Annotated in this window: 23 protein-coding genes and 2 pseudogenes; 19 read left to right on the forward strand and 6 right to left on the reverse strand. The window is 39.8% G+C overall.

The genetic code is table 11. The features are described from left to right. Positions 1-6: 6 nt before the first annotated feature. Complete coding sequence (locus tag EEL30_13585; protein ID QDX93243.1) at positions 7-969, reverse strand: manganese transporter; 963 nt, start codon at positions 967-969, stop codon at positions 7-9. Between the two features lie 378 nt (positions 970-1,347). Further along, the gene (locus EEL30_13590; GenBank protein ID QDX93244.1) at positions 1,348-2,016 is read right to left on the reverse strand and encodes a hypothetical protein; all 669 of its coding nucleotides are present in this window, start codon (positions 2,014-2,016) and stop codon (positions 1,348-1,350) included. Positions 2,017-2,260: 244 nt separating this feature from the next. On the opposite strand from EEL30_13590, the gene EEL30_13595 reads away from it, so the two are divergent. Then, positions 2,261-4,075, forward strand: coding sequence for an elongation factor 4 (locus EEL30_13595; protein ID QDX93245.1), 1,815 nt, complete (start codon positions 2,261-2,263; stop codon positions 4,073-4,075). Between the two features lie 106 nt (positions 4,076-4,181). Here the strand turns inward: EEL30_13595 and EEL30_13600 are convergent, their stop codons facing one another. The 3 genes from EEL30_13600 to EEL30_13610 are packed head-to-tail and all read right to left on the reverse strand — an operon-like array spanning position 4,182 to position 5,073. Continuing rightward, positions 4,182-4,382 carry a hypothetical protein gene (locus EEL30_13600; GenBank protein QDX93246.1) on the reverse strand — a complete coding sequence of 67 codons (201 nt, stop codon included), beginning with the start codon at positions 4,380-4,382 and terminating at the stop codon, positions 4,182-4,184. Then, a complete protein-coding gene (locus EEL30_13605; protein ID QDX93247.1) occupies positions 4,352-4,801 on the reverse strand; it encodes a hypothetical protein in 450 nt (149 codons plus the stop codon). Before EEL30_13605 ends, EEL30_13600 begins: the two co-directional genes overlap by 31 nt. 59 nt (positions 4,802-4,860) lie before the next feature. Beyond that, entirely contained in the window at positions 4,861-5,073 is a 213-nt protein-coding gene (locus EEL30_13610) for an XRE family transcriptional regulator (protein ID QDX93248.1), read from the reverse strand. Positions 5,074-5,250: 177 nt separating this feature from the next. Between EEL30_13610 and EEL30_13615 the strand changes: the two genes are divergently transcribed. From EEL30_13615 to EEL30_13655, 9 genes and pseudogenes are all read left to right on the forward strand, one after another. Beyond that, positions 5,251-5,505, forward strand: coding sequence for a hypothetical protein (locus EEL30_13615; GenBank protein QDX93249.1), 255 nt, complete (start codon positions 5,251-5,253; stop codon positions 5,503-5,505). 325 nt (positions 5,506-5,830) lie between these two features. Then, positions 5,831-6,148 carry a YxeA family protein gene (locus tag EEL30_13620; GenBank protein ID QDX93250.1) on the forward strand — a complete coding sequence of 106 codons (318 nt, stop codon included), beginning with the start codon at positions 5,831-5,833 and terminating at the stop codon, positions 6,146-6,148. 465 nt (positions 6,149-6,613) lie between these two features. Then, complete coding sequence (locus EEL30_13625; GenBank protein ID QDX93251.1) at positions 6,614-6,886, forward strand: IS4/IS5 family transposase; 273 nt, start codon at positions 6,614-6,616, stop codon at positions 6,884-6,886. A gap of 84 nt (positions 6,887-6,970) precedes the next feature. Next, positions 6,971-7,924, forward strand: coding sequence for a toxin ETX (locus tag EEL30_13630; GenBank protein ID QDX93252.1), 954 nt, complete (start codon positions 6,971-6,973; stop codon positions 7,922-7,924). Positions 7,925-8,143: 219 nt separating this feature from the next. Continuing rightward, positions 8,144-8,441 (forward strand): annotated as a pseudogene (locus tag EEL30_13635) (transposase). 172 nt (positions 8,442-8,613) lie between these two features. After that, positions 8,614-9,303: an IS3 family transposase gene (locus EEL30_13640; protein ID QDX93253.1), complete on the forward strand. Its 690-nt coding sequence runs from the start codon at positions 8,614-8,616 to the stop codon at positions 9,301-9,303. Positions 9,304-9,438: 135 nt separating this feature from the next. After that, on the forward strand, positions 9,439-9,735 hold the full coding sequence (locus EEL30_13645) for an XRE family transcriptional regulator (protein QDX93254.1): 297 nt from the start codon (positions 9,439-9,441) through the stop codon (positions 9,733-9,735). Beyond that, positions 9,690-10,922, forward strand: a complete 1,233-nt coding sequence (locus EEL30_13650) for a glycosyl transferase (GenBank protein QDX93255.1) — start codon at positions 9,690-9,692, stop codon at positions 10,920-10,922. Before EEL30_13645 ends, EEL30_13650 begins: the two co-directional genes overlap by 46 nt. A gap of 398 nt (positions 10,923-11,320) precedes the next feature. Beyond that, positions 11,321-11,530: an XRE family transcriptional regulator gene (locus EEL30_13655; protein QDX93256.1), complete on the forward strand. Its 210-nt coding sequence runs from the start codon at positions 11,321-11,323 to the stop codon at positions 11,528-11,530. 660 nt (positions 11,531-12,190) lie between these two features. On the opposite strand, the pseudogene EEL30_13660 reads toward EEL30_13655, so the two are convergent. Further along, positions 12,191-13,203, reverse strand: a pseudogene (locus tag EEL30_13660) (XRE family transcriptional regulator). A gap of 239 nt (positions 13,204-13,442) precedes the next feature. Here EEL30_13660 and EEL30_13665 point away from each other — a divergent pair. The 9 genes from EEL30_13665 to grpE all read left to right on the forward strand — a co-directional run bounded on the left by EEL30_13665 (position 13,443) and on the right by grpE (position 22,769). Continuing rightward, positions 13,443-14,027 (forward strand): IS3 family transposase, encoded by a 585-nt coding sequence (locus EEL30_13665; protein ID QDX93257.1) that lies wholly within the window; start codon positions 13,443-13,445, stop codon positions 14,025-14,027. 11 nt (positions 14,028-14,038) lie between these two features. Further along, positions 14,039-14,212, forward strand: a complete 174-nt coding sequence (locus tag EEL30_13670; GenBank protein QDX93258.1) for a hypothetical protein — start codon at positions 14,039-14,041, stop codon at positions 14,210-14,212. 762 nt (positions 14,213-14,974) lie between these two features. Then, positions 14,975-15,496 carry a hypothetical protein gene (locus tag EEL30_13675; GenBank protein ID QDX93259.1) on the forward strand — a complete coding sequence of 174 codons (522 nt, stop codon included), beginning with the start codon at positions 14,975-14,977 and terminating at the stop codon, positions 15,494-15,496. A 252-nt stretch (positions 15,497-15,748) separates the two neighbouring features. Beyond that, positions 15,749-16,858: a CotS family spore coat protein gene (locus EEL30_13680; GenBank protein QDX93260.1), complete on the forward strand. Its 1,110-nt coding sequence runs from the start codon at positions 15,749-15,751 to the stop codon at positions 16,856-16,858. Continuing rightward, entirely contained in the window at positions 16,855-17,997 is a 1,143-nt protein-coding gene (locus EEL30_13685) for a glycosyltransferase family 1 protein (GenBank protein ID QDX93261.1), read from the forward strand. Before EEL30_13680 ends, EEL30_13685 begins: the two co-directional genes overlap by 4 nt. Positions 17,998-18,023: 26 nt before the next feature. After that, positions 18,024-18,968, forward strand: a complete 945-nt coding sequence (locus EEL30_13690) for an NAD-dependent epimerase/dehydratase family protein (GenBank protein ID QDX93262.1) — start codon at positions 18,024-18,026, stop codon at positions 18,966-18,968. 682 nt (positions 18,969-19,650) lie between these two features. Next, a complete protein-coding gene (locus EEL30_13695; GenBank protein ID QDX93263.1) occupies positions 19,651-20,796 on the forward strand; it encodes an oxygen-independent coproporphyrinogen III oxidase in 1,146 nt (381 codons plus the stop codon). 272 nt (positions 20,797-21,068) lie between these two features. Beyond that, positions 21,069-22,124, forward strand: coding sequence for a heat-inducible transcriptional repressor HrcA (hrcA, locus tag EEL30_13700; GenBank protein QDX93264.1), 1,056 nt, complete (start codon positions 21,069-21,071; stop codon positions 22,122-22,124). 69 nt (positions 22,125-22,193) lie between these two features. Beyond that, complete coding sequence (gene grpE, locus EEL30_13705; protein QDX93265.1) at positions 22,194-22,769, forward strand: nucleotide exchange factor GrpE; 576 nt, start codon at positions 22,194-22,196, stop codon at positions 22,767-22,769. Positions 22,770-22,815 lie beyond the last annotated feature (46 nt).

The raw sequence follows: 22,815 nt of genomic DNA on the forward strand, positions 1-22,815 counted from the left end.
CTTTTTTTATTTGAGAGCAGAGACAATTGTATCTACATTATGTTTTACCATACCGATGTAGTTCCCCTCAGGTGTGCCTGGTGTGCCCATTGCATCAGAGAATAATTCGCCACCAATGACGACATTGTGTTTTTTGGCAGAGGCACCTTCGACTACAGCCTCAATCGAGCGTTTTGGCACCGAGGATTCTACAAATACAGCTTTTATTTTTCGATCAACGAGTGTAGTTACCAAGTTCTGTACGTCTTTTAATCCATATTCAGAAGCAGTACTTATCCCTTGTAAGCCAACGACTTCAATATCATATGCATTGCCAAAATAAGCAAAGGCATCATGAGCGGTAACCAGAACACGTTGCTCTTTAGGAACAGTAGCAACCTGTTCTTTGGCATACTCGTGTAATTCTTGCAATTGTTTTAAATAGTTTGTGGCATTAGTCTGATACATATCTTTATGTGGGGAATCGATTTCTGAAAGCGAATCACGAACCTGTTCTACAGCTTTCATCCAAAGGGACACATCAAACCACACATGTGGATCTGGTTGATCTGGAGATGCAGGATCTCCGTGCAATAATTCTTTAGGTATTTGTTTAGTGACTGCAATTACTGATTTCTTTTTGCTCATTTGTTCGAATATATCGACCATTTTGCCTTCGAGATGAAGACCGGAATAAAAAACGATGTCAGCATTTTCAATTCGTTTGATATCACCTTGAGATGCTTTGTATAAATGTGGGTCTACACCAGCACCCATTAGTTGAGTAACCTCTACTTGATCTCCACCGACTTTTGCTACGATATCTGCGACCATGCCAGTTGTGGTGGTGATTTTCAATTTTCCTTCGTGTTGGGTTTGTTGTTTAGTATCGTCAGTCACTTGTTGTCCGCAACCTGCCAGCATGATCGACACGGCTAAGACTGAAGTGCTAAGGAACGAAAACAAACGAGTTTTTTTCAATAGTTGCATAGTTGTCCTCCTACAAGTTTTTTATATTAGTGCTAAAAAGTTTCCTGAGGTCAACTTTATCACAAACATTTGCCCATGCGCAACAATTTTACCATATGCTGCCTGGTTTGATTTGGTGCTTGACGATAATGTAAGATGTGAAGGATGCAGTCTAAATCCTTATAGAATAAGTGCTGATCACAAATGTGAGTAGCAGTATAATAGCAGAAGAAAATGAGGATACGGAAGGAAGTTGCTTTAAAAAAATAAATACAAAAAGACTCGGCTGGCACCGAGTCTGTATAGAAGTAAATTAGATAGAAATCAGAGTTTATGATCTACATTAGCGTATAAAGCATGCTCACCAAACTAGAACTTACGTAATCATAAGCAGGAGTCTTACACATACTTGGTGTCATCCAACAGCAATCCTTTAGGTTCAAAATAGCTAAAGCCATAAGAATCCGCTGATTCGAAACGCAAGGATGCATTTGCAAGTGGGAGGAAACCTGTTTTCATATCCAGATATTGACCCATAGTTGCACTAAATCCGATTAATTTTTCCAACAAATGTACGTCTGCTACTAAGGATGTCGTGCGGATGATAGCTGCTTGAGGATAGCCAGGACGTGGTGTTGTTGATTTTTCATATTGAATAAACCAAGGCAAATGATCGTATGTACCAATCATGCGCATCATCATCTGTTCTCCTGAAGGAAGGGCAACTTGAGTTGTGCCGGTAAAATGGATCGGGTAATCTTCTTGCTGTAAGACTTTTTCTACGTGATTGATATCATCGGTTTCCAATACTAAGGTATAATAGCCTTCTTGATGCTTTTGGATGAAAGCTTGTAGAGCAAGACCGGATTCTGACTCAGGAACACGAGATTCATCTTCTATATAAGCAACCTCCAGAAAACCACCGCCAGCTAACGGATAGAGGCGAGTTGCAATCCCAGGAAAGGATTGTCCTGTAGCAACGCAGGTATAGCCTCGTTCTTGTGTTACTATTCGGTCAATTTCATCAGGTCGATTTGTTGCATAAATCAAGCGGTCTAACAAAAACATAATATCTCTCCTTTGTGCACGATTCACTGCCTGCCTAAAAACTTGCTTATTTATTAAAGATAGGACAACTTTGCTTTCAATTTACCACAAGTTTATAGGTAGGGCGAGGTCGAAAAAGAAATAGGCGAGCTTATCAAGAGCCATTTCTTGCTCAAATACTACCTTTTTGCTATTATTAATCTTAGTGCATTTTTTAGCGGATACGAATGAGCAGATCATTTTATCCGTGGGAGGGAACGAAGAAATGGATCGTCTGGAAAGGCAGAAAAAAATTCGCAATTTCTCTATCATCGCGCATATCGACCATGGGAAATCTACCCTGGCAGACCGTATTCTTGAACTGACTGGAGCTTTGACTGCTCGTGAGATGGAAGCACAGTTTCTTGATACGATGGATTTGGAAAGAGAACGCGGCATTACGATTAAATTAAACGCTGTTCGCCTGAACTACAAAGCAGACGATGGCGAGGAGTATATTCTTCACTTGATCGACACACCAGGACACGTCGACTTCACCTATGAAGTATCACGTAGCTTGGCGGCTTGTGAAGGAGCGCTGCTAGTCGTGGATGCAGCGCAAGGGATTGAAGCGCAAACCCTAGCAAACGTATATTTGGCGCTTGATAACAATCTGGAGATCATTCCAATCATTAATAAGATTGATTTGCCAAGTGCAGAACCAGAGCGTGTTAAACAAGAAGTAGAAGACGTCATCGGTCTCGATACGAGCGATGCGGTTCTTACTTCAGCTAAATCAGGCATAGGCATTAAAGAAGTGCTGGAAGCTGTTGTACAAAAAGTGCCAGCTCCGACAGGGGACCCTGAAGCACCATTGCAAGCACTGATTTTTGATTCTTATTTCGATGCATATCGAGGGGTTATTGCCTCTGTGCGTATCGTGAATGGTACCTTGAAAAAAGGTATGAAAATCAAAATGATGGCAACCAACAAGACATTTGAAGTTACGGAGGTAGGTACTTCTACTCCGCGTCAAACCCAAGTGGATGAACTGACAGTTGGGGATGTAGGGTACGTGGCTGCTTCGATTAAAACGGTAGGAGATACAACAGTCGGTGATACCATAACAGACGCGAATCGCCCAGCAACGGAAGCTCTACCTGGTTATCGTAAAATCAACTCTATGGTATTCTGCGGTTTGTATCCAATTGATACCAGTGATTACAACGATCTTCGTGATGCTTTGGAGAAATTACAGCTTAATGATGCCTCTTTGCAGTTTGAACCCGAGACATCTCAAGCACTCGGTTTTGGTTTCCGCTGTGGATTTTTAGGACTTTTGCACATGGAGATCATTCAGGAGCGCATCGAGCGTGAATTTGACATTGATTTAATCACGACAGCTCCGAGTGTAATTTACCGCATCACGCAAACGGATGGTGAGATCATCGAGATCGATAACCCATCCAAGATGCCTGAAGTGCAAAAGATCGAGAAGATTGAGGAACCATATGTAACATCTACGGTTATGGTACCTAAAGATTTTGTAGGTGATGTTATGCAGCTTTGCCAAGGTAAACGCGGTGACTTCCTTGACATGCAGTATCTTGGTGAAAATCGTGTTCAACTAAAATACGATATGCCATTGTCTGAGATCGTATATGATTTCTTTGATCTATTGAAATCCGGTACTAAAGGCTATGCTTCCTTTGATTATGAAATGGCTGGATACAAAGCATCTAAGCTTGTTCGAATGGACATTCTTTTAAATTCTGAGATTGTAGATGCTCTTTCCTTTATCGTTCACAAGGATACGGCTTATGCCCGTGGTAAGGTCATTTGCGAGAAGCTTAAAAAGTTGATTCCACGTCAGCAGTTTGAGGTACCAATTCAAGCAGCTATCGGTCAAAAGATCGTAGCTCGTGAAAGCATTAGTGCTATGCGTAAAAACGTATTAGCGAAATGTTACGGTGGGGATATTTCCCGGAAACGGAAGCTGTTAGAGAAGCAAAAAGAAGGTAAAAAGCGCATGAAAGCGGTAGGTTCCGTAGAAGTGCCACAAGAAGCATTTATGGCTGTTTTACGTATGGATGATAAGTAAGAAGTAAGTTATACCAACGGTTTGAGTGGTGTTAAGGGTGGCGCGCGTATACCTTTTAGGTGGAAGTTGCCACCCATTTGCCACCGCTTCGAAAAAATGCCGACAATTATAATTCGTGCGCAATAGAATCAAATATGTCAGTAGCATCACGTGCCATTTTTTGTGTAAGATGAACATAACGGTCTTCAGTAATAGCTGATCGGCTATGCCCTAATCTTTTTTGGACTGTCTTAATAGGCATTCCTCTTTCTATTAGCATTGTTGCATGAGTATGTCTTAATGAGTGATAATTAAATTTGATATCCAAAGCCTCACAAGCTTTTCTAGTGTGGTATTTTGAACTTCTCCTACCTTCACACCTGTATGTAGCCCAATTTGGAAAGCAACATGAAACGGATGTCCTTCACAAAAGTAACGGCTTAACTTTTGTAGATTCTCTTTACTTTGAATCTTTAAATCTTCCCTAGTAGGCCTTCTAGAAGTTTCAATCATCAACTCGACATATTGTATTGGGTTCTCGCTAATGTATTTGTATGGGTACACAGCTTGTTTTAAAGATTTATTTAATATTCCAGCTAAAATATTTAAGGTTGGACGAGCAAAACCCTCGCGGACTTTTAAATTCATGAACTGTTGTAAAACGTGTGGCGTTAATGAACGCAATTTATATTTACCTAAATGAGGTAGAATATGAATCCTTATTGCAGACTCATAATAAGAATATATGTTCTGTTTTCGTGTATAATAAACTGCCTTTCGGCTGGAAAACGCAAAAAATTATGCATTTACTCCTCTTTGTCGGGTATATGCTCAATAATTTCCTCAATGCTAACCCCAAAATAATTACAAAGTTTGTCCAACACCTCCATTGATACGTATTCATCTCTGCCCATTTTAGCAACAGTTATTGAGTGGAAGCCAAGGATCTCTCTTAGGTCTTTTTTCTTCATATCTTTGTCAATCATCATTTTCCATAGTGGCTTGTAGGTAAAACCCATTGCTTACATCACCTCCCTGATTTTTATATGTAATTATATCTGCCAAAACTCACAAAAACAAATATAAAATACACAAAAGTGATTTTTTATGTTGACCGTATTACTTCAAATGTGTATTATAAATACATAAACATGATCTTTAGTATATATAAGTGTGTATTTCTTGAGGTGATTTGTGTGGATGCATTAACTATGAAAAGTATGGAGAGATTCAGTAACTTTGCAAAGAAAGAGCATCTTAGGCATGCAATAGAGGCCCATCTGAAGCAAACCAGTGAGAGGTTGACTCCATCAACTTTAAAAGTATTAGACGTATTGAGATTGCGTTTTATGAAAGTGATCGGGGTGGCCTACTTAAAGATTGAAACCATAATGAAGATGACAAAGGTTAGCAGGGCGAGCGTCGAAAGAGGGATAAGAAAGCTGGAGTAGCTGGGGATTATCAAACAAAGTTACGACAGCGAGAAAAACGGGATTGCAGGGGGCTAACATGTTCGCTTTTTTACCCTCAAATGACGGGGTTAAGGTGGAAGGGGTTGGGTGGTGGAGAAAACCCAACAATACCAAGCTCTGAGGCTAACAAAAGCAAGTCCAATACAAGTGTTTTTAATACTCCAAAAAACCAAAAAGAAAATAATAAGAATAACGTTAAAGTAACACGGCTAGAAAAGGATTCCACAGTTATTCCGAGCTACATCCCGAAGGAATTTGTTAAGGCAATCCAGCCAGCGTTCTCTTGTGGGACAGTTATTAAGCAATTCTGGACAAGGGTTGTGATGTTCAAAAGAATAACTGGGTGGGAGAGAAACGAGAACGTTATTCCCGTAGCTTTAGATGCTTGGGAATATACGAAGCAGAACCAGATACTGAACACAAGGGAAAGAGATATTTTTACATGTTAAACGGAGTTGATAAATCGGGTAATGAAAATACCATTAAAGTAGGGCTTTCTGGTAAAGATGGGTATCAAGATTGTTATTTAAAAGTTCATGTAAAAGGAAAGTATGTTTACGGATTTGAGGAAGTGCAAGAAAAAGAAGTTCCTAAAAAAGCTAAAGAAATACTAAAAAAATAACAAGAAAATATATCCCCTAAGTTTACAGGCTCTATATAAACGCTGTCCTCTCGTGATGAATTTAAAACGAATGGATAGCGTTTTTTTCTTTGAGGGGTAGCACCACATGCCCATCAACTTAAAATAATTTAGTACCCCCAAAACGAAAAATACGCTATTCTTTCCGTAGATTTATAGGAGAGGATGGCGGTTTTTATGGAAATCTTAGACGAGCTGCAGCTTTTTTCTCAAGAGCTCCAGCGTTTCTTAGTGCCTGAAGCTCTTGAAGAGCTTGCCAGAGAAGCTGGTTTTACCAAACGGAAAAGTAAGTAATCAGTCTCAGGAGTTAGTTGCACTTTGTGTATGGTTAAGTCAAAAGGTTGCAAGCACATCTTTAATGAAATTATGTAGTCGTTTAGAGGCATACACTGGGATATTAATGAGTCCGGAAGGGCTAAATAAGCGATTTAATAGAGAAGCCGTACAATTTCTTCAACGAATTTTTTCACACCTTCTATTCAAAAGCTATACGCTGCCGATACATTACCTCATGGTTACGCGACTTTGTTTCATAGAATCCGCATACTAGACTCCACTACTTTTCAGCTTCCGGATATCTTTGCTTCTGCTTATAAAGGATCTGGGGGAAGTAGCCATACAGCCGGTGTTAAAATTCAGTTAGAATATGACCTTCTTAGTGGACAGTTCCTACACGTTGAAGCAGGACCAGGAAAATGGAGAATTTATGAACATATCTGATTACATAATGAAAATAGTGGAATTTAATTGTATGATTTTATATGTGAATATATTCACAAATAAAATATTAACGGGAGGGTTTTTATGAAAAAATTTGCAAGTTTAATTCTTATAAGTGTGTTCCTTTTTTCGAGTACGCCATTTGTTCATGCGTCATCCACAGATGTTCAAGAAAGATTACGGGACTTGGCAAGAGAAAATGAAGCTGGAACCCTTAATGAAGCATGGAATACTAACTTCAAACCCAGTGATGAACAACAATTCTCTTATAGTCCAACTGAAGGTATTGTTTTCTTAACACCACCTAAAAATGTTATTGGCGAAAGAAGAATTTCACAGTATAAAGTAAATAATGCATGGGCTACATTAGAAGGAAGTCCAACCGAAGTATCGGGGACACCTTTATATGTGGGAAAAAACGTATTAGATAACTCAAAAGGAACAATGGATCAAGAGCTGTTAACACCCGAGTTTAACTATACCTATACGGAAAGCACTTCAAATACAACAACTCATGGATTAAAAGTAGGAGTCAAAACCACTGCTACCATGAAATTCCCGATTGCTCAGGGTAGCATGGAAGCTTCTACTGAATATAACTTTCAAGATTCTTCCACTGATACTACAACTAAAACAGTATCATATAAAAGCCCATCACAAAAGATTAAAGTACCAGCAGGTAAAACCTTTAGAGTTTTAGCATACCTAAATACTGGATCTATTTCAGGTGAAGCTAACCTTTACGCAAATGTTGGGGGTATAGCTTGGGGGGTTTTACCAGGTTATCCCAATGGCGGAGGAGTAAATATAGGTGCTGTACTTAGCAAATGCCAACAAAAAGGATGGGGAGATTTCAGAAACTTTCAACCTAGTGGAAGAGATGTAATCGTTAAAGGCCAAGGTACTTTCAAATCTAATTATGGAACGGACTTCATTTTAAAAATTGAAGACATCACAGATTCAAAGTTACGAAACAATAACGGGAGTGGAACTGTCGTTCAAGAGATTAAAGTTCCACTAATTAGAACTGAAATATAGTAAGTCACTTTTTGATTATCCGTCTACTAGGGGTAGCACCACATCGCTATCAAGTTAAGAAATTGGTTGTTCCCCAAAACGAAAAAAATGAGCTGAATTATTATAAACAACTATGGAAAGATTACGGGAAAGCCCTCTGACGGAACGAAGTGCACCCCTTAAAGTAGACATTGGAAAAACCCTCGAGGTTATCCGATGAACTTTAGGGGGTGTATTTTTATGGCAATCAAAGGACAGAAGTTTAGAAGTTATCCAGAATCACTTAAATTTGGAAGCAGTACGATTGCATCTAAATGAAAAGTGGACTCACAAACAGATAGCTGAACACTTGGGAATTAACGATAAAGATCGTGTTAAAGTTTGGATGAGAAAATATAGAAAGCAGGGGGAATTCGGCTTGCTTGATCAACGTGGACGACGTGAGGTGTATCTTGACCAGGATCGATACGTCCATAAAATAGAGCGGGAGAATGAAATCCTAAAAAAGTGTTTGGAAATTTGGATGCGGGAGGGATAAGAAAGAAATATCGGATGGTGGAGAGCTTGTCTACAATGTATCCAATTACTGAGGTTTGTATGGTGTTAGGGGTTTCGAGAAGTGGCTATTACAAGTACCTCTCCACTAGAAACTTGCATAGGGATAAGTCGATGAAAAAACGGATCAGAACGATCTAGAACAAAGGAAAGGGATATACGGATATCGTAGAATTCAAGCTGAACTGTTACGTCAATTTGGTTGTAGGGTTACTCATAAGAAAGTATTACGCATCATGCAGAATTTGGGACTCAAAGCCATCATTCGCCGTAAACGTGCCTATATGACTACCTATCAAGCAAAGGTATCGGATGGGCGTGTTGCAGATCATTTACTCAAACGTGATTTTACCGCTCAAGAGCCTAATCAAAAATGGGTAACTGACGTTACTCAATATCGAATCGGTGAGGAACGTATCTACCTTTCCGCAATCAAAGATTTATGCACGCATGAGATTATCGCTTATCACATCAGTACTCGAAATGACAATGCGCTTGTTCTAGAGACTTTTAGGAAAGCATTTGAAATGCAAAAAGACGTGACTGGTTTGATCGTTCACAGCGATCAAGGTTCCCAGTACACGTCCCACGCATACCACGACATGCTACCTATGGTTGGCGCCCAAATTAGCATGTCCCGACGGGGCAATTGCCTAGACAATGCCTCGATTGAAAGCTTCTTTTCTCATTTGAAAACCGAAGCCCTATATCCTTATGATATACGAGATCTTCAAGATGCTCAAAGGAGAATTGAAAATTACATTTATTTTTACAACGAAGAACGTCTTCAACTGAAGCTAAATAAACTGACGCCTAGTGAATTTAGGCGTCAGTTAGCGGCCTAACGGCCGGGGTTTTTCTTACTGTCTACAAAACGGGGTCTTGACCACCCTGTATGGGGGCTTTTTTCGTCAAAACCTCCATTTCCTCGTCAAAGGATTCGACAAGCCCTATAGTGAAGTGAGCCATGGGGTGATTTTATGCGAAGTAAGTTGAAAGAGATATTGGGGGAGCGAGGGGTTAAGCAGAGATGGCTGTGTGAACGTGTAGGATTATCTACTTCTGCAATGAGCCAAATCGTACGTGGGGAAAGTTTACCTACTCTGCCAGTTGCATTTCGTATTGCAAAGGGTGCTTTATTCACAAGCAGCAGTTCTAACGGATTTCCGTGGGCATCCTGTAAAAAAACTGAATGGGGAGTAGAACAACCTTTATTATGGGAGGGAAGCAAATGGCAAAGGCACTATACATCAGTATGTTGGGAGAAGGTCATGTAAATCCAACGTTAGGGCTAGTAACAGATTTAGTAAAGCGCGGGGAGCAGATCGTCTATTATTCGTCCAATCATTTTCAAGAGAAAATTGAACAAACAGGAGCTATATTTCGGCCTGTGGATCAAAGGGCGCAAGAAATACTTCAAGAAATTAGTAATCTGATTAATTCACAGCCGGTGGAGTTTTTCCTGCAATTTCTACATGCCATGGAAATGATAACGGATACCATACAAAACGAAATTACGAATGAGACATATGACTATCTCTTATACGATGCACAAACGATGGTAGGTACCTGGATTGCTCACCAATGTAAGTTATTATCCATTGCTACTTGGACTACATTTGCATTTTCAAATGATCCTCATGAAAATATGACACTAACAGACTCAGATGATGAAAAAGGGAAGCTAGAGAGGCTGGCTACGCTTCAAAATTTTTTACAATTGGAAAAAATACAAGAACGTAAAAAGCAATTAGAAAGCAAATATAAAGTTCCATTTCCGGGATTTTTTTTATCGAATCCTGGACCAGTTGATTTAAATATTGTGTTCACTTCTTCTTATTTCCAGAGAAATAGTGAGCAGTTTAATGACAACTATATTTTTGTAGGTCCTTCAATACCAGATAGCAGTCACCTTGGTGATTTTCCCATTGATGAGTTAAAAGGAAAACAAGTCATCTTCATCTCTATGGGAACGATCGTAAACCAACAGCTAGAGCTTTATCAAAAATGCTTTACGGCTTTAAAAGACGTAGATGGTAAGGTAGTACTTAGCATTGGAAAGAATACAACAATGAAAGAATTAGGGGATATACCAGATAACTTTATTGTGCGTCATTATGTTCCTCAAATAGATGTATTACGTCACACAAATGTGTTTATTAGCCATTGTGGTATGAATAGCATAAGTGAATCACTTTATTTTGAAGTACCGTTAGTTATGCTGCCCATTGTTAATGATCAACCTATGATAGCACAACGGGTGAAGGAGCTTGGAGCAGGGGTTTTGTTAGATTTTGAAAATCTATCATCAGAGGATATTAAACAAGCTGTTCACGAGGTTTTAGAAAATCCGATTTATCAGGAAAAGGCAAAAAAAATCAGTCAGTCATTTCATAAGTCTGGAGGGCGTCAAAGGGCAGCGGACGAAGTGTTCAAATTTACTCGTACCATAACAAAAAGGTAATTTATTTGTAACCGATGTGGAATAAAGTTTTGGCAGGATGAATTTAAAATGGTCCATATAAGTCTGATAAATAAGTCTTTTAGTCCCATCTCGAATAAGACGTACTGATCAGACTGCTGATTAAATCGCTTCGATCTAGCCAGTTAATTTGGCTGCAATATGACATGCGAGCATTGGAAGCGACAGAAGTGGTTAAGGGTGAATAAATGTAGAAGTCAGGCAAGTAGTCTAATCATTTCTTCTTAAAGAGGCATAAAATATATGGCCTGTGGGAACATGGATACAGACGACCTTGCCAGTAAGATGGTGGCGGGGTCTTTTTTTCGTCAAAACCTCCATTTACTCGTCAAAGGATTCGACAAAGACAAATGACGAATTACTTTGTGAGGTGATAGTTCTTGAAGCTACAGTGTCGTCTGCGCATTATTTTAGCTGAACGTAATATGAAACAACTTGATTTATTAAAACAGATGGACGAGCCTATCTCTCATGCTTCATTGAGTCAGATAGTTCAAGGAAAGAATCTTCCTACTCTAATAACCGCTTTTCAAATAGCAAAGGCTTTGAACATGCCAATAGAAGAAATCTGGTTAGAAGCTCTGGACTAATTTTTTAAAATGGACATGCAATTTGTAGCCATCAACTACATACAATTCACCATCAAAGTTAAGGAGATGGTGCAGATGTGGATTATTCACCAACGTATGGCAGAGCTTTTTAGTTCATTAAAAACACAGCCACCCTATAGCCACCGGATTGGTAAAATGGTGGGGGATTATTTACCTTCATTCATGAGTCGTTCGAATATGTCCACAGTTTGATTTTTCATTTTATCGGTCAAATGTGAGTAAACTCTCCGTATTTAAGCCCATTCTTTTTCTTTATTGACCATGATCTTATCAACTGTAATAGCACCTTCATAAAGATCAATACAATCCCATGTAAGGGCAACGTAGACATGAACTGGATGGAAATAGCTTTTTGGGATACACACATGAAGGAGAAAACAACGGTGGATAAAATGTTAGCAGATGAACTTATTTTGGTTTTGAAAACGCAATGGAAAGTTAGTGATGCAATGGGATGAAGGAGCAAGCGAAATACATTGGTGAACTTGCTGATAGAGTAAGGATTGCTAGTGGGCAGGAGCGGCAAAACGTATAGTTAGCTCTTGAAGAAAAAAGGAGTGTAACTCAACTCAAACAAGACGAAAAAGTCCGAATATGGGGATTCGGACGGTTGCTCACATAATAGCTAGATTTTATTTTAACTGTGGTATTTTTCTCCTCTTGCTCTAAGATATGTTGGAGTGAATCTGTATCATTAATTCTAAGTAACGCTTCGACTAACTCGTTTACTCTATGTAATCGATTATTTTCAGTCGATTCTGCCACACATTCTTTCAATAGAGGAATTGCCTCTTTCTCATTCCCTGTTCTAGCAAGAATGATAGCTCGAAAAAACTTAATACGATCAAGTATAAATTTATAACCTAATTTTTTATACAACTGGAGATGTTTCTCCAATTCATCGTAGTTTTCTTCAAACATGTAAGAGTTACAAATCGCTAAAGCAACCCTTTCCATATTCTCATTTTCTGTTGTATCTTCGGCATGTCCCATCCTTCCAAGTTGAATACACTTCTCATACTTTTTAAGATCATGTGCAAGAAGTGCCATTCTATACAGGAATTTTATTCTTTCTTCTTGGTTCAAAAACTCCTTATAATATAAAACCTCTTCTCCTAATTTGAATACTTCTTCTAAATGATCTAAATCCCTTAACAGTAATAAAGTATGTCTGGAACAACCCTTTTGCTACATACTTTGGTACCCCATGTTGTCGGGCATACTGGACTATTGCATCATAGAGTGAGAGTTTCACTTCATTGCAAGTACAAGTATCAGCAAGTTCGTACAGACGTTCTAGTAGATTATATGTGTCTTCGCGGGGAGATGCTAAAAATTTTATAGCAACTTTCGATATCAAAGAGAGGTGAGAAATCTCAATTGCTTCTGACAAAAAGGCATTTAAAACATTGATACGATCTTCTGACTCTACATAGTATTCTATTACTTCATCATAAGGAAACCTTAGAACCTCCATTAATGACTTTAGTGTACTTAGTTCTGGTCGTTTTGTTTCACCTGTTTCAATTTTAGAAAGGACGCCCTTGCTTACTCCGCTCAGTCTTGCTAATTCAGACAAGCTTATGCCTAATTCCGCCCTTTTTTCTTTTATCAGTTCCCCCCAATGTTGTGAAAGTTAAACTTTCCGCCATGTTAATCCCCTTCCTAAATTAATAAAACATGATATTTCTTAACATTCTACCTCGAATGTATAATTATATAAATATGAATAAAATTTTGTAATTCAAAGGATTTTAAGTTAAAAGCCGTGGAGAACACCAAATCCTCTTAGAGGAAGACCGCGAACAAGGCCAGAGAGCACTGAGGAAGAGATAGTTCGATTACGCGCAGAGAACGAATTCTTAAAAAAGTGGCTAGGTCTAGAAAAGAGGTGAAACAGAAAGATAAACGCTGTTTTTTCGAGCTTATTAAAGAATTGTCTAAAAAGTTAAGAGAAATGATCATGGAGTGTCATCAAGAGGTCAAAGGTATTTACGGGTATCCCCGAATAAAAGTGTGGCTATTTAGAAGGTACGGGCTAAAAGTCAATCATAAACGTGTGTATCGCATCATGAGGGAACTTGGGATACAAGCGTGCATCCGTAAAAAACGAAAATTCTTTGGAGGCAAAGAGAAGGTTGTCATCTCCGAAAACAAGCTGAATCGAAATTTTTGCGCCTCACGGCCAAATGAGAAATGGGCTACAGATATTACCTACATACTGTTTAATGGTCGCCGTCTGTATCTGTCTGTCATATACGACATGTATAACAACGAAGTTGTTGCCTACAAAACAAGCAAACGTAATGATTTACGGCTCGTAATGGATACCGTAAAATTGGCGATTAAAAAACGGGATGTAAACGGAGTCCTCCTATACAGTGATCAAGGATACCAGTACACCTCAAAGCAGTACAACCAGTTCCTTCAGCAATATAAAATCGTAGCAAGCATGTCTAGAAAGGTAACTGTTTAGATAACGCCTGTATTGAGGTGTTCTTTAGGCATTTAAAAGCAGAGTGTTTGTACCTTCATTCGTTTCAAACGGATGAAGAAGTGGAAGAAGCTCTTCACGGCTACATTAATTTCTATAATCAGCAACGGTTTCAATCTCGATTAAAAAACCTGAGTCCGGTAGAATACCGAACTCAGGCAGCCTAGCTTGTTTAAAGTTGTCTACTTGACAGGGATAATATCAATTACAAGTGGTCTATTTGCATCTGATTCGTCAACTGCTTTTCTATTTTTTCCCGTTAATGGTTAGACCGATTCCGTGACCATATTTTGACCATATTTGTATCAAAGGCTAACCGAAAATATCTTACATGAAATTTATACTTTCCTATTATAGTGCCGTTATTCTTACTTATCCTTAACGGTACTTTTTAGAACGTAAAAAATACGAAAGTTTGTCGAATTTCTTCATTTGAGGAGGAAAATAATGGTTTAAGGGGACGGTGGGGACGAAAACAATCCTAAACTATAAAAAAACTATCCTAAATCATATTATGCAAGTGGGTAAAATTGTTGGTTTATAAGGAATTATCATAATGTATCATAAACCAAATACATCTATTATGTTCCCTCAAGGGAAACATATTTTATTCCAATTTGCAGGGGCGGCATAGCAAACCATTTTTTTAAAAAAAGATACAAGTCTAGTTCCATAACTTACCTGTAAACATATTCTACGATATAAGGAAAACATTTCTATCAAAAGAAGGGGTTGAATATCCATGATATTTAACGAAATCATTAAAAAATTATTAAACGGAGAAAAGGAAGTTGAAGAAATTCAAGTGAAATTCAAAAGCGGTGAAGAAAAAAAATACGAACTAAAGGAATCGTCAGAAGATACGGTTAAAAGTATGTTTGCTAAAGTTGATTGGGATGAAGTAGTAGAAGTAGACGTCGAATTCGCAGATGGAGAAAAAGTGGAGTTGGAGTTGGAAGAATCCGAAGAATCCGAAGAATCCGAAGACGACGAATTCGCAGATGGAGAAAAAGTGGAGTTGGAGTTGGAAGAATCCGAAGAATCCGAAGAATCCGAAGACGACGAATTCGCAGATGGAGAAAAAGTGGAGTTGGAGTTGGAAGAATCTGAAGAATCCGAAGAAGACGTATCCGAAGAAGACGTATCCGAAGAAGACGTATCCGCAGAAGACGTATCCGAAGAAGACGTATCCGCAGAAGACGTATCCGAAGAAGACGTATCCGAAGAAGACGTATCCGAAGAAGACGAATCTGAAGAAGACGAATCTGAAGAAGACGAATCTGAAGAAGACGAATCTGAAGAAGACGAATCTGAAGAAGACGAATCTGAAGAAGACGAATCTGAAGAAGATGAGGACAGTTCTGCGAAATAACGGTGGCCTATTTTATTCATCCATGTTTAAAAGAAGAGGGATGCTTCCTATTATTAGAACGCCCTCTTCTTATTATTGATCTTGTTCCTAAATCGAGCAGATTTCATGAGCCACTCGTTCTCATGTGGACCTACGTTCCTCATGTTTGTAGAAGATACCACAGTGGTTTATATAGCTTTTGGTGAAACGGTAAAATTTCTATACAAAAATATAGTTATTTATCATTGATAATAAACGTTACATTAGACCAATTTTTATTTAAAGGCATAAATCTAGTTCCATAACTTACCTGTAAACGTATTCTACGATATATGGAAAAGGGGGCAACGCAATGGTAGATTACATCATTAAACCATGGGAAACGACTGAACAAGATCTAGATAATGTACCGCTGGAAGTTGAAGATCTAGCGAAACAGGTCATGACTCATTATGACATGATAGTAAAAAGCATGACGATGATTACCTCTAAGCCAGACAAAGGAGGTGCGATTTGGAAGATTGAAACGGACAGAGGGCCGCGTAGCTTGAAAATCTTGCATCGCTCCCCAGAACGAAGTCTTTTTAGTATTGGTGCACAAGAATATCTCGTTGAACAGGGTGCACGCGTTCCGAAATTGATACATGCTAAGAGTGGAGAAAACTATGTAAACGCCGGTGGGAAACTTTGGATTGTGGCAGAGTGGATTGAATCATTGATTCAAGAAAGTAAAATCGACTTGGAAGGAGCACAGGCGCTTTGTTATGGGCTCGGCGAATTTCATCGGCATTCACAGGGATACGTGCCACCTACTGGTGCTGCAAATGCTTCCCGTTTGCACCGTTACCCCCAGGTGTATAAGAAAATCATAACCAAAATAGATTGGTTTCGCATATTAGCTCATGCGTACTCCGATATGCCTGCCAGTAAGACAATTCTCTCTATGGTTGATGTATACGAACAGCAGGCACGTGAAGCATTAGCAAAATTGGAGAGTTCTCCTTATGCGAGCCTAGTGGCTAAAGGTGGACCTTATTGGGGAATTGTTCACCAGGATTACGGATGGTCAAACGGACAGCAAGGTCCCGGAGGAATTTGGATTATTGATTTGGACGGGGTTGCGTACGATTTTCCGATCCGTGACTTGCGCAAGTTGATTACAAGCACAATGGACGATATGGGCGTCTGGGATGTGAAGTGGATGCGAGGAATGATTGAAGCTTACGAGCAAGCGAACCCGATTGACCCCGCCCTATACGAGATACTTCTTATCGATATGTCATTACCGAATGAGTTCTATAAACATGTAAAAGAAATGGTCTACAGCCCAACTACCTTTCTTAATGATGAATTAGTTGATTTGCTGCTTCGATTAGAGAAATCAGATGCTACGAAGTGGCCTGCACTGACGGAGTTAAGTAATAACTGGAACTTTGATGGGAAAGACGGTGGGAACAAATGAAAGTATTAATGATTTGTACAGAAAAACTTCCTGTTCCGCCCATACGAGGGGGAGCCATTCAAAGCTATATTGCCGGGGTGTCCCCGCTACTTGGCAAGCATCATGATGTAACAATCCTCGGGATTACAGATCCCGAGCTTCCATCGAAACAAAAAGTAGACAACATCACTTATGTAAGGGTACCAGGCCAATTGCTTGATATTTATCTTAAAGGGGTTGTTTCTTATCTTAGCGAAAACTCCTTCGATCTAATTCATGTCTTTAATCGACCACGTCTTATCGCCCCAATACGTCAAGTAGCCCCAAACGCACGCATTATACTCAGCATGCATAATGATATGTTTTTACCGGAGAAGATTGATCCAGTTGAAGCTTCAACCGCTATCGAACAGGTGGAGCGTATCGTTACGGTAAGCAATTATGTGGGAAGGACGATCGTCGATCTTTATCCACAAGCGTCCGATAAGGTAAAAACGATATACTCTGGAGTAGATATAAAGCGCTATATTCCGGATGCATCTGATACAGTTATAAAAGAGCGAGAGGAACTGAGACGTCAATTCCAGCTTCAGTCCAAGAAAGTCATTCTTTTTGTAGGTCGTCTTTCACCGAAGAAGGGCGTGGATATTCTTGTACGCTCTATGAATGGCCTTGCTGCCAAACATAAAAACTGTGCTTTGGTTTTAGTCGGTAGTAAATGGTACAGCGATGATGAGATTAGTGACTATGTAGCATATGTCCGTGCACTTGCTGCCCATTCGCCTATTCCGGTAATCAACACTGGATTTGTTCATGCTGATCAAGTTCATAAGTGGTTCTGGACTGGAGATGTATTTGTCTGTCCTTCTCAGTGGGAAGAACCTTTGGCCCGTGTTCATTATGAAGCGATGGCAGCAGGATTGCCGATTATAACTACTGCGCGCGGCGGCAATCCGGAAGTAATGATTAATCAGCAAAATGGATTGATTATCGATCAACCCGAAAATCCGGACGCGTTTACGAGAGCGCTTTCCACTCTGCTCTCCAATCAGAATGCGATGAAAAAGATGGGAAGTAAGGGAAGGAAATTAGCCATTCAGCATTACGATTGGGGACGCGTATCGAGTGAAATACTGGAAGTCTGGAATGGGGAACACTAATGCTTGGCAGAAAGAGGGAACAATGAATGGCAAAAGTACTGGTAACCGGCTGCAGTGGGTTCATTGGTTCAAGCCTCTGTCACTTTCTTTTGCGTGAAGGGTATGATGTAACAGGAATTGATGCATACAAAGCTAACTACGAACGTTGGATAAAAGAGCGTAATTTAGAAACGCTTAAACAGTATAGCCGATTTCGGTTTTTGGAAGTTGATTTGGCTACGTACCCGCTTAAGCCGTTTCTTCACAGCTTCGACTATATTTTTCACTTGGCGGCTATTCCAGGCGTACGAACAAGCTGGGGAAAAAGCTTTAAAGAGTATACGGACAATAACATTCTAGTGACACAGCTATTGTTAGAAGCAGCTCAGAATTCTGCGATAAAAAAAATAGTGTATGCGTCTTCCTCCTCCGTGTATGGAGGGATGACAGGGCCAGCAGATGAGAGGCAAACCCCGCATCCGATCTCTCCTTATGGAGTAACTAAATTATCAGCCGAACACTTATGTCAATTATACGCACAAAATTTTCAAGTTCCTGTTATTTCACTTCGCTATTTTACTGTATTCGGACCGCGTCAACGTCCGGATATGGCTTTTCATCAATTTATTTATTGCATTCTGCAAGAACGTCCCATTGTAATTTTTGGCGATGGTGAGCAGTCTCGAGACTTTACGTTTATTGACGACGTTGTTGTCGCTAATTTTCTCGCTATGCAATCCGAATATGTGGGAGAAGTATTCAATATAGGGGGAGTTTCGCGATTAAGCATTAATAAAGTGATTCGCATCGCAGAAAAATACACAGGAAAAAAAGCGAAATTTCAGCACTTTCCGGAACAATCAGGAGATCCGAAACATACGTGGGCGGATATTACAAAAGCAAAGAATATGTTACATTACAATCCGCAATTTGACTTGGAGAAGGGAATCTATTTACAAATTCAAGATATCAAAACGCTGTACAATCTTTGATTCATAACCGTACCGATTCTCATTTACTAGTGTAAGCGTTTTGCATAATTTTCGCCCTTAGAGCCGCAAGGCTCTTTTAGCCATAAAAGGACGACTTTACCCCCATCACCATCAAGCATACCGGTTCAAGATGTGGTGAAAATTGAAAAGAGCTAGAAGAAAGAAGATCGTCCAAATTATCTGAGCGGTCTTTTGCGTACTATATAGAGCAATCTATTCCTGTAAGCTCCTTGAAAGCAGGTTCGCCTTCCCACTAAAATGGGTTTGATTCTTCAATAGTTTTTTTGGCTTGCTCCAGCGTAGAGAAGTATCCAAATATCAAACGAGTTTTACTGTCGTAGACTTCTATTAATTTTTACTGTTTCTATTATAATAGGCTCCTTTGTTCGATTAATTTCTTAAATCTCGCACCGTGGAGCCACCATACTTGGTGGATAAACGGCGAGTTGACGTGATATATAAGAATACATTATGATGTTCTAGCACCCATAAAACATTGCTCTATCAATGTTTGTAGAATAAAACAGAATACAGTTAGATGCAGGTAAATACTCTTTGTCCGCAAGAAGCATTCATGGCTGTTTTACGCATGGATGATAAGTAAGAGTCGTGACCTGACACCGTTCTGGCTGTCAGGTCTTCTCTTTATTAGGTACAACTTTGAAAACAAGGAGGGGTAGACATGGCCCCGAATACTGTATATATCCATATCCCCTTTTGTACAAATAAATGCTATTACTGTGATTTCAATTCTTTTGTAACCAATAATCCCCAGCTGGTTTGGGATTACTTAGAAGCTTTACGCCGGGAAATGACGCTTACTTTCCAGCAAAATCCCCCTGAGAAGATCAAAACGATTTTTGTTGGAGGAGGTACTCCAACATATTTAGATCAGGAGCAGATGGCGCTATTTTTGCAGATGGTTAATGAGCACCTTGCTCCCTATTTTAGCGATGACCTAGAGTGGACCATGGAAGCAAATCCTGGTACCACTGATCTTGAAAAATTAACGCTGATGAGATCATCTGGAGTAAATCGAATTAGTTTTGGTGTGCAATCTTTCCAAAGTGATTTGTTAAAACGTATTGGTCGGATTCATGATGTGGATGAGGTTTATCAAAGTGTGAATAACGCGGTTCAAGCCGGATTTGACAATATCTCTATTGATTTAATGTTTGGTTTACCAGATCAGACGATGGAGATGTTTGCTCAAAGCTTGCAAAAAGCGATGGAGCTACCGATTACACATCTGTCCTCCTATGGTTTAAAAGTAGAGGAGAATACGCTTTTTCATACCTTGTATCAAAAAGATCAACTACCATTGCCTACAGAGGACACAGAGCTTGAGATGTATCTTCTTTTAATAGAAACACTGGAGAAGCATGGGATGTCCATGTATGAGATTAGTAATTTTGCCAAACCAGGTAAACAAAGCCGACATAATAAAACCTACTGGTTGAATCAAGATTATTATGGCATTGGAGCTGGAGCGCATGGATATATGAACGGTAGACGACATGTCAATGCAGGTCCACTTGCTGTCTACACACGCATGGCGATGGAAGGTTCTCCGCGTGTAGAGGAGTTTGAGGTAACACAAAAAGAAGCGATGGAAGAACAGATGATTCTGGGGTTACGTTTGCGTGAAGGAGTAGACTTAGAGACTTTTGCGAATCGCTTTGGTCAAACTGTGCAAGATGAGTTCGGGGAGCCATTAGAACGGGAATTGCAAAAAGGTATGGTAGAGATCGTGGATCAGCATGTACGACTTACGTCAAAAGGACTACCGCTTGGCAATGAAGTATTTGCTGCTTTTTTGCGAGTGTAGATACAGCATGAGATGAAACTAGGTACTAGAGAAATGGTATCGGAAAAAACAAGATTACAACAGGAAGCACTTTTTATGCGGAGAAAACCCGAAAAAAGTGCTTTTTCTCTCCTAGTTTTTTGCTTTTTTCACAGGAGAGAAGTTGACAAATGTTCTATCACTTGATAAGTTATTAGTATCCTTTAGCACTCGCTTGATCTGAGTGCTAACAAAACCAAACCAGAAGTTTCCAAGCGAATGAGTCAACACTACTAGAAGGAGGGCGTTTAGCTATGTTATCGGAGCGACAAAAGCTGATCTTGCAAGCGATTATTGAAAATTATATTCATTCGGCAGAACCTGTTGGCTCCAGAACCATTTCCAAACGACCGGAAGTTACCTTCAGTTCGGCTACAATTCGTAACGAAATGTCTGATTTGGAGGAGTTGGGTTATCTGGAACAGCCGCATACTTCTGCGGGACGTGTTCCTTCCACAAAAGGCTACCGCTTTTACGTGGATCACATGGTGGAACCCAATTTGCTGAATAATGTAGACGCGAGCATTTGGAAGCAAATGTTTGCCGATCGGATTTTGCATTTTGAAAATGCCGTGGAACAGACAGCTTCGGTTCTTTCCCAATTGACGAATTACACGGCAGTGGTACTTGGACCAGAAATCTTTGAACATCGCTTGAAACATCTGCAAATTATTCCATTGAGTGACACACAAGCTGTGGCGATTATTGTGACTCAAACAGGGCGTGTTGAAAATAAGCGTATTGATTTGCCAGCGGGTTTATCACCGAGCGATATGGAGAAATTGGTCAATGTTTTAAACACAAAACTGCAAGATACACCACTATGGCAACTGCGCCAACGCTTGTATCAGGAAGTATCCGATGAATTGAAACGCCATGTTGATCATTATGAAGAGATGTTGAAAATGATTAGTACTGCTATTGAGGGTGATTCATCTGAGCGCTTACTGTTACGGGGAACTACTAAGTTCATGGAGCAGCCCGAGTTTCAGGATGTGGAAAAAGTCAAAGAGATTTTGGAGTTATTTGAACGCAGTGATCAAATGACGCATCTGTTTGAAACCAATGATAAGGGATTACAGATACGCATCGGCCACGAAAACCATCTCGACGCTATGAAGAATTGTAGCATTGTAACCACCAGTTATTCCTTTAAAGGTAAACCCGTAGGTACAATTGGTATACTCGGACCTACGCGCATGGAGTATGGCAAAGTGATTGCTGTCCTGGATTTCATTGCTTTGGGATTGTCACAGATGTTAAATGCACAGATAGAAGGACGATCTACAGAAGGGCAAGAGGATTCATGACGAACACGGGCGGGCGGGTTACAATTGCTCGCTTACATAGATTATTAGTCACAGTAGGAGGTAGTCAGATTGAGCGAAGAGAAAGCAAAGGTTGAACTAGAGCAAGAAGACATGGTTCAAGACCACGTAGAGCAAAATGAACCGGTTGAACAAACCGAATCAGAGGCAACAGAAACAGGGGAAACGATTGACCTAGCTATGGAAGTGGAGCGCCTACAAGCTCAATTGCAAGAGCAAGAAAACCGCTTGCTACGCAACCTAGCAGATATGGACAATATGCGTCGTCGCTCACGTAAAGAGCAAGAGGATTTGCAAAAATACGCCTCTCAAAAGGTAGTAGAATCCTTGTTGCCAGCGCTTGATAACTTTGAACGCGCTCTTGCTGTTGATCCTAGCACCGCTACGGCTGAAAGCATTTTGCAAGGAGTACAAATGGTATACCGTCAAGTGGTGCAAGTATTTGAGCAAGAAGGCCTACAAGCGGTTGAATCAGTAGGAAAAGCGTTTGACCCACATGTGCATCAAGCTGTGATGCAAGTGGAAGATTCTAACTACGAAGCAAATACTGTTGTAGAAGAATTACAAAAAGGTTATCAATTTAAGGACCGTGTCATTCGTCCTGCTATGGTTAAAGTAAACTCGTAAGTAAAAGAGCTTTTTTCAGCAAGTAAATCATCCATATTTTGTAGAT

Origin of the sequence: Brevibacillus laterosporus (assembly GCA_007833815.1) — a bacterium.
Lineage (GTDB): Bacteria > Bacillota > Bacilli > Brevibacillales > Brevibacillaceae > Brevibacillus_B > Brevibacillus_B laterosporus_D.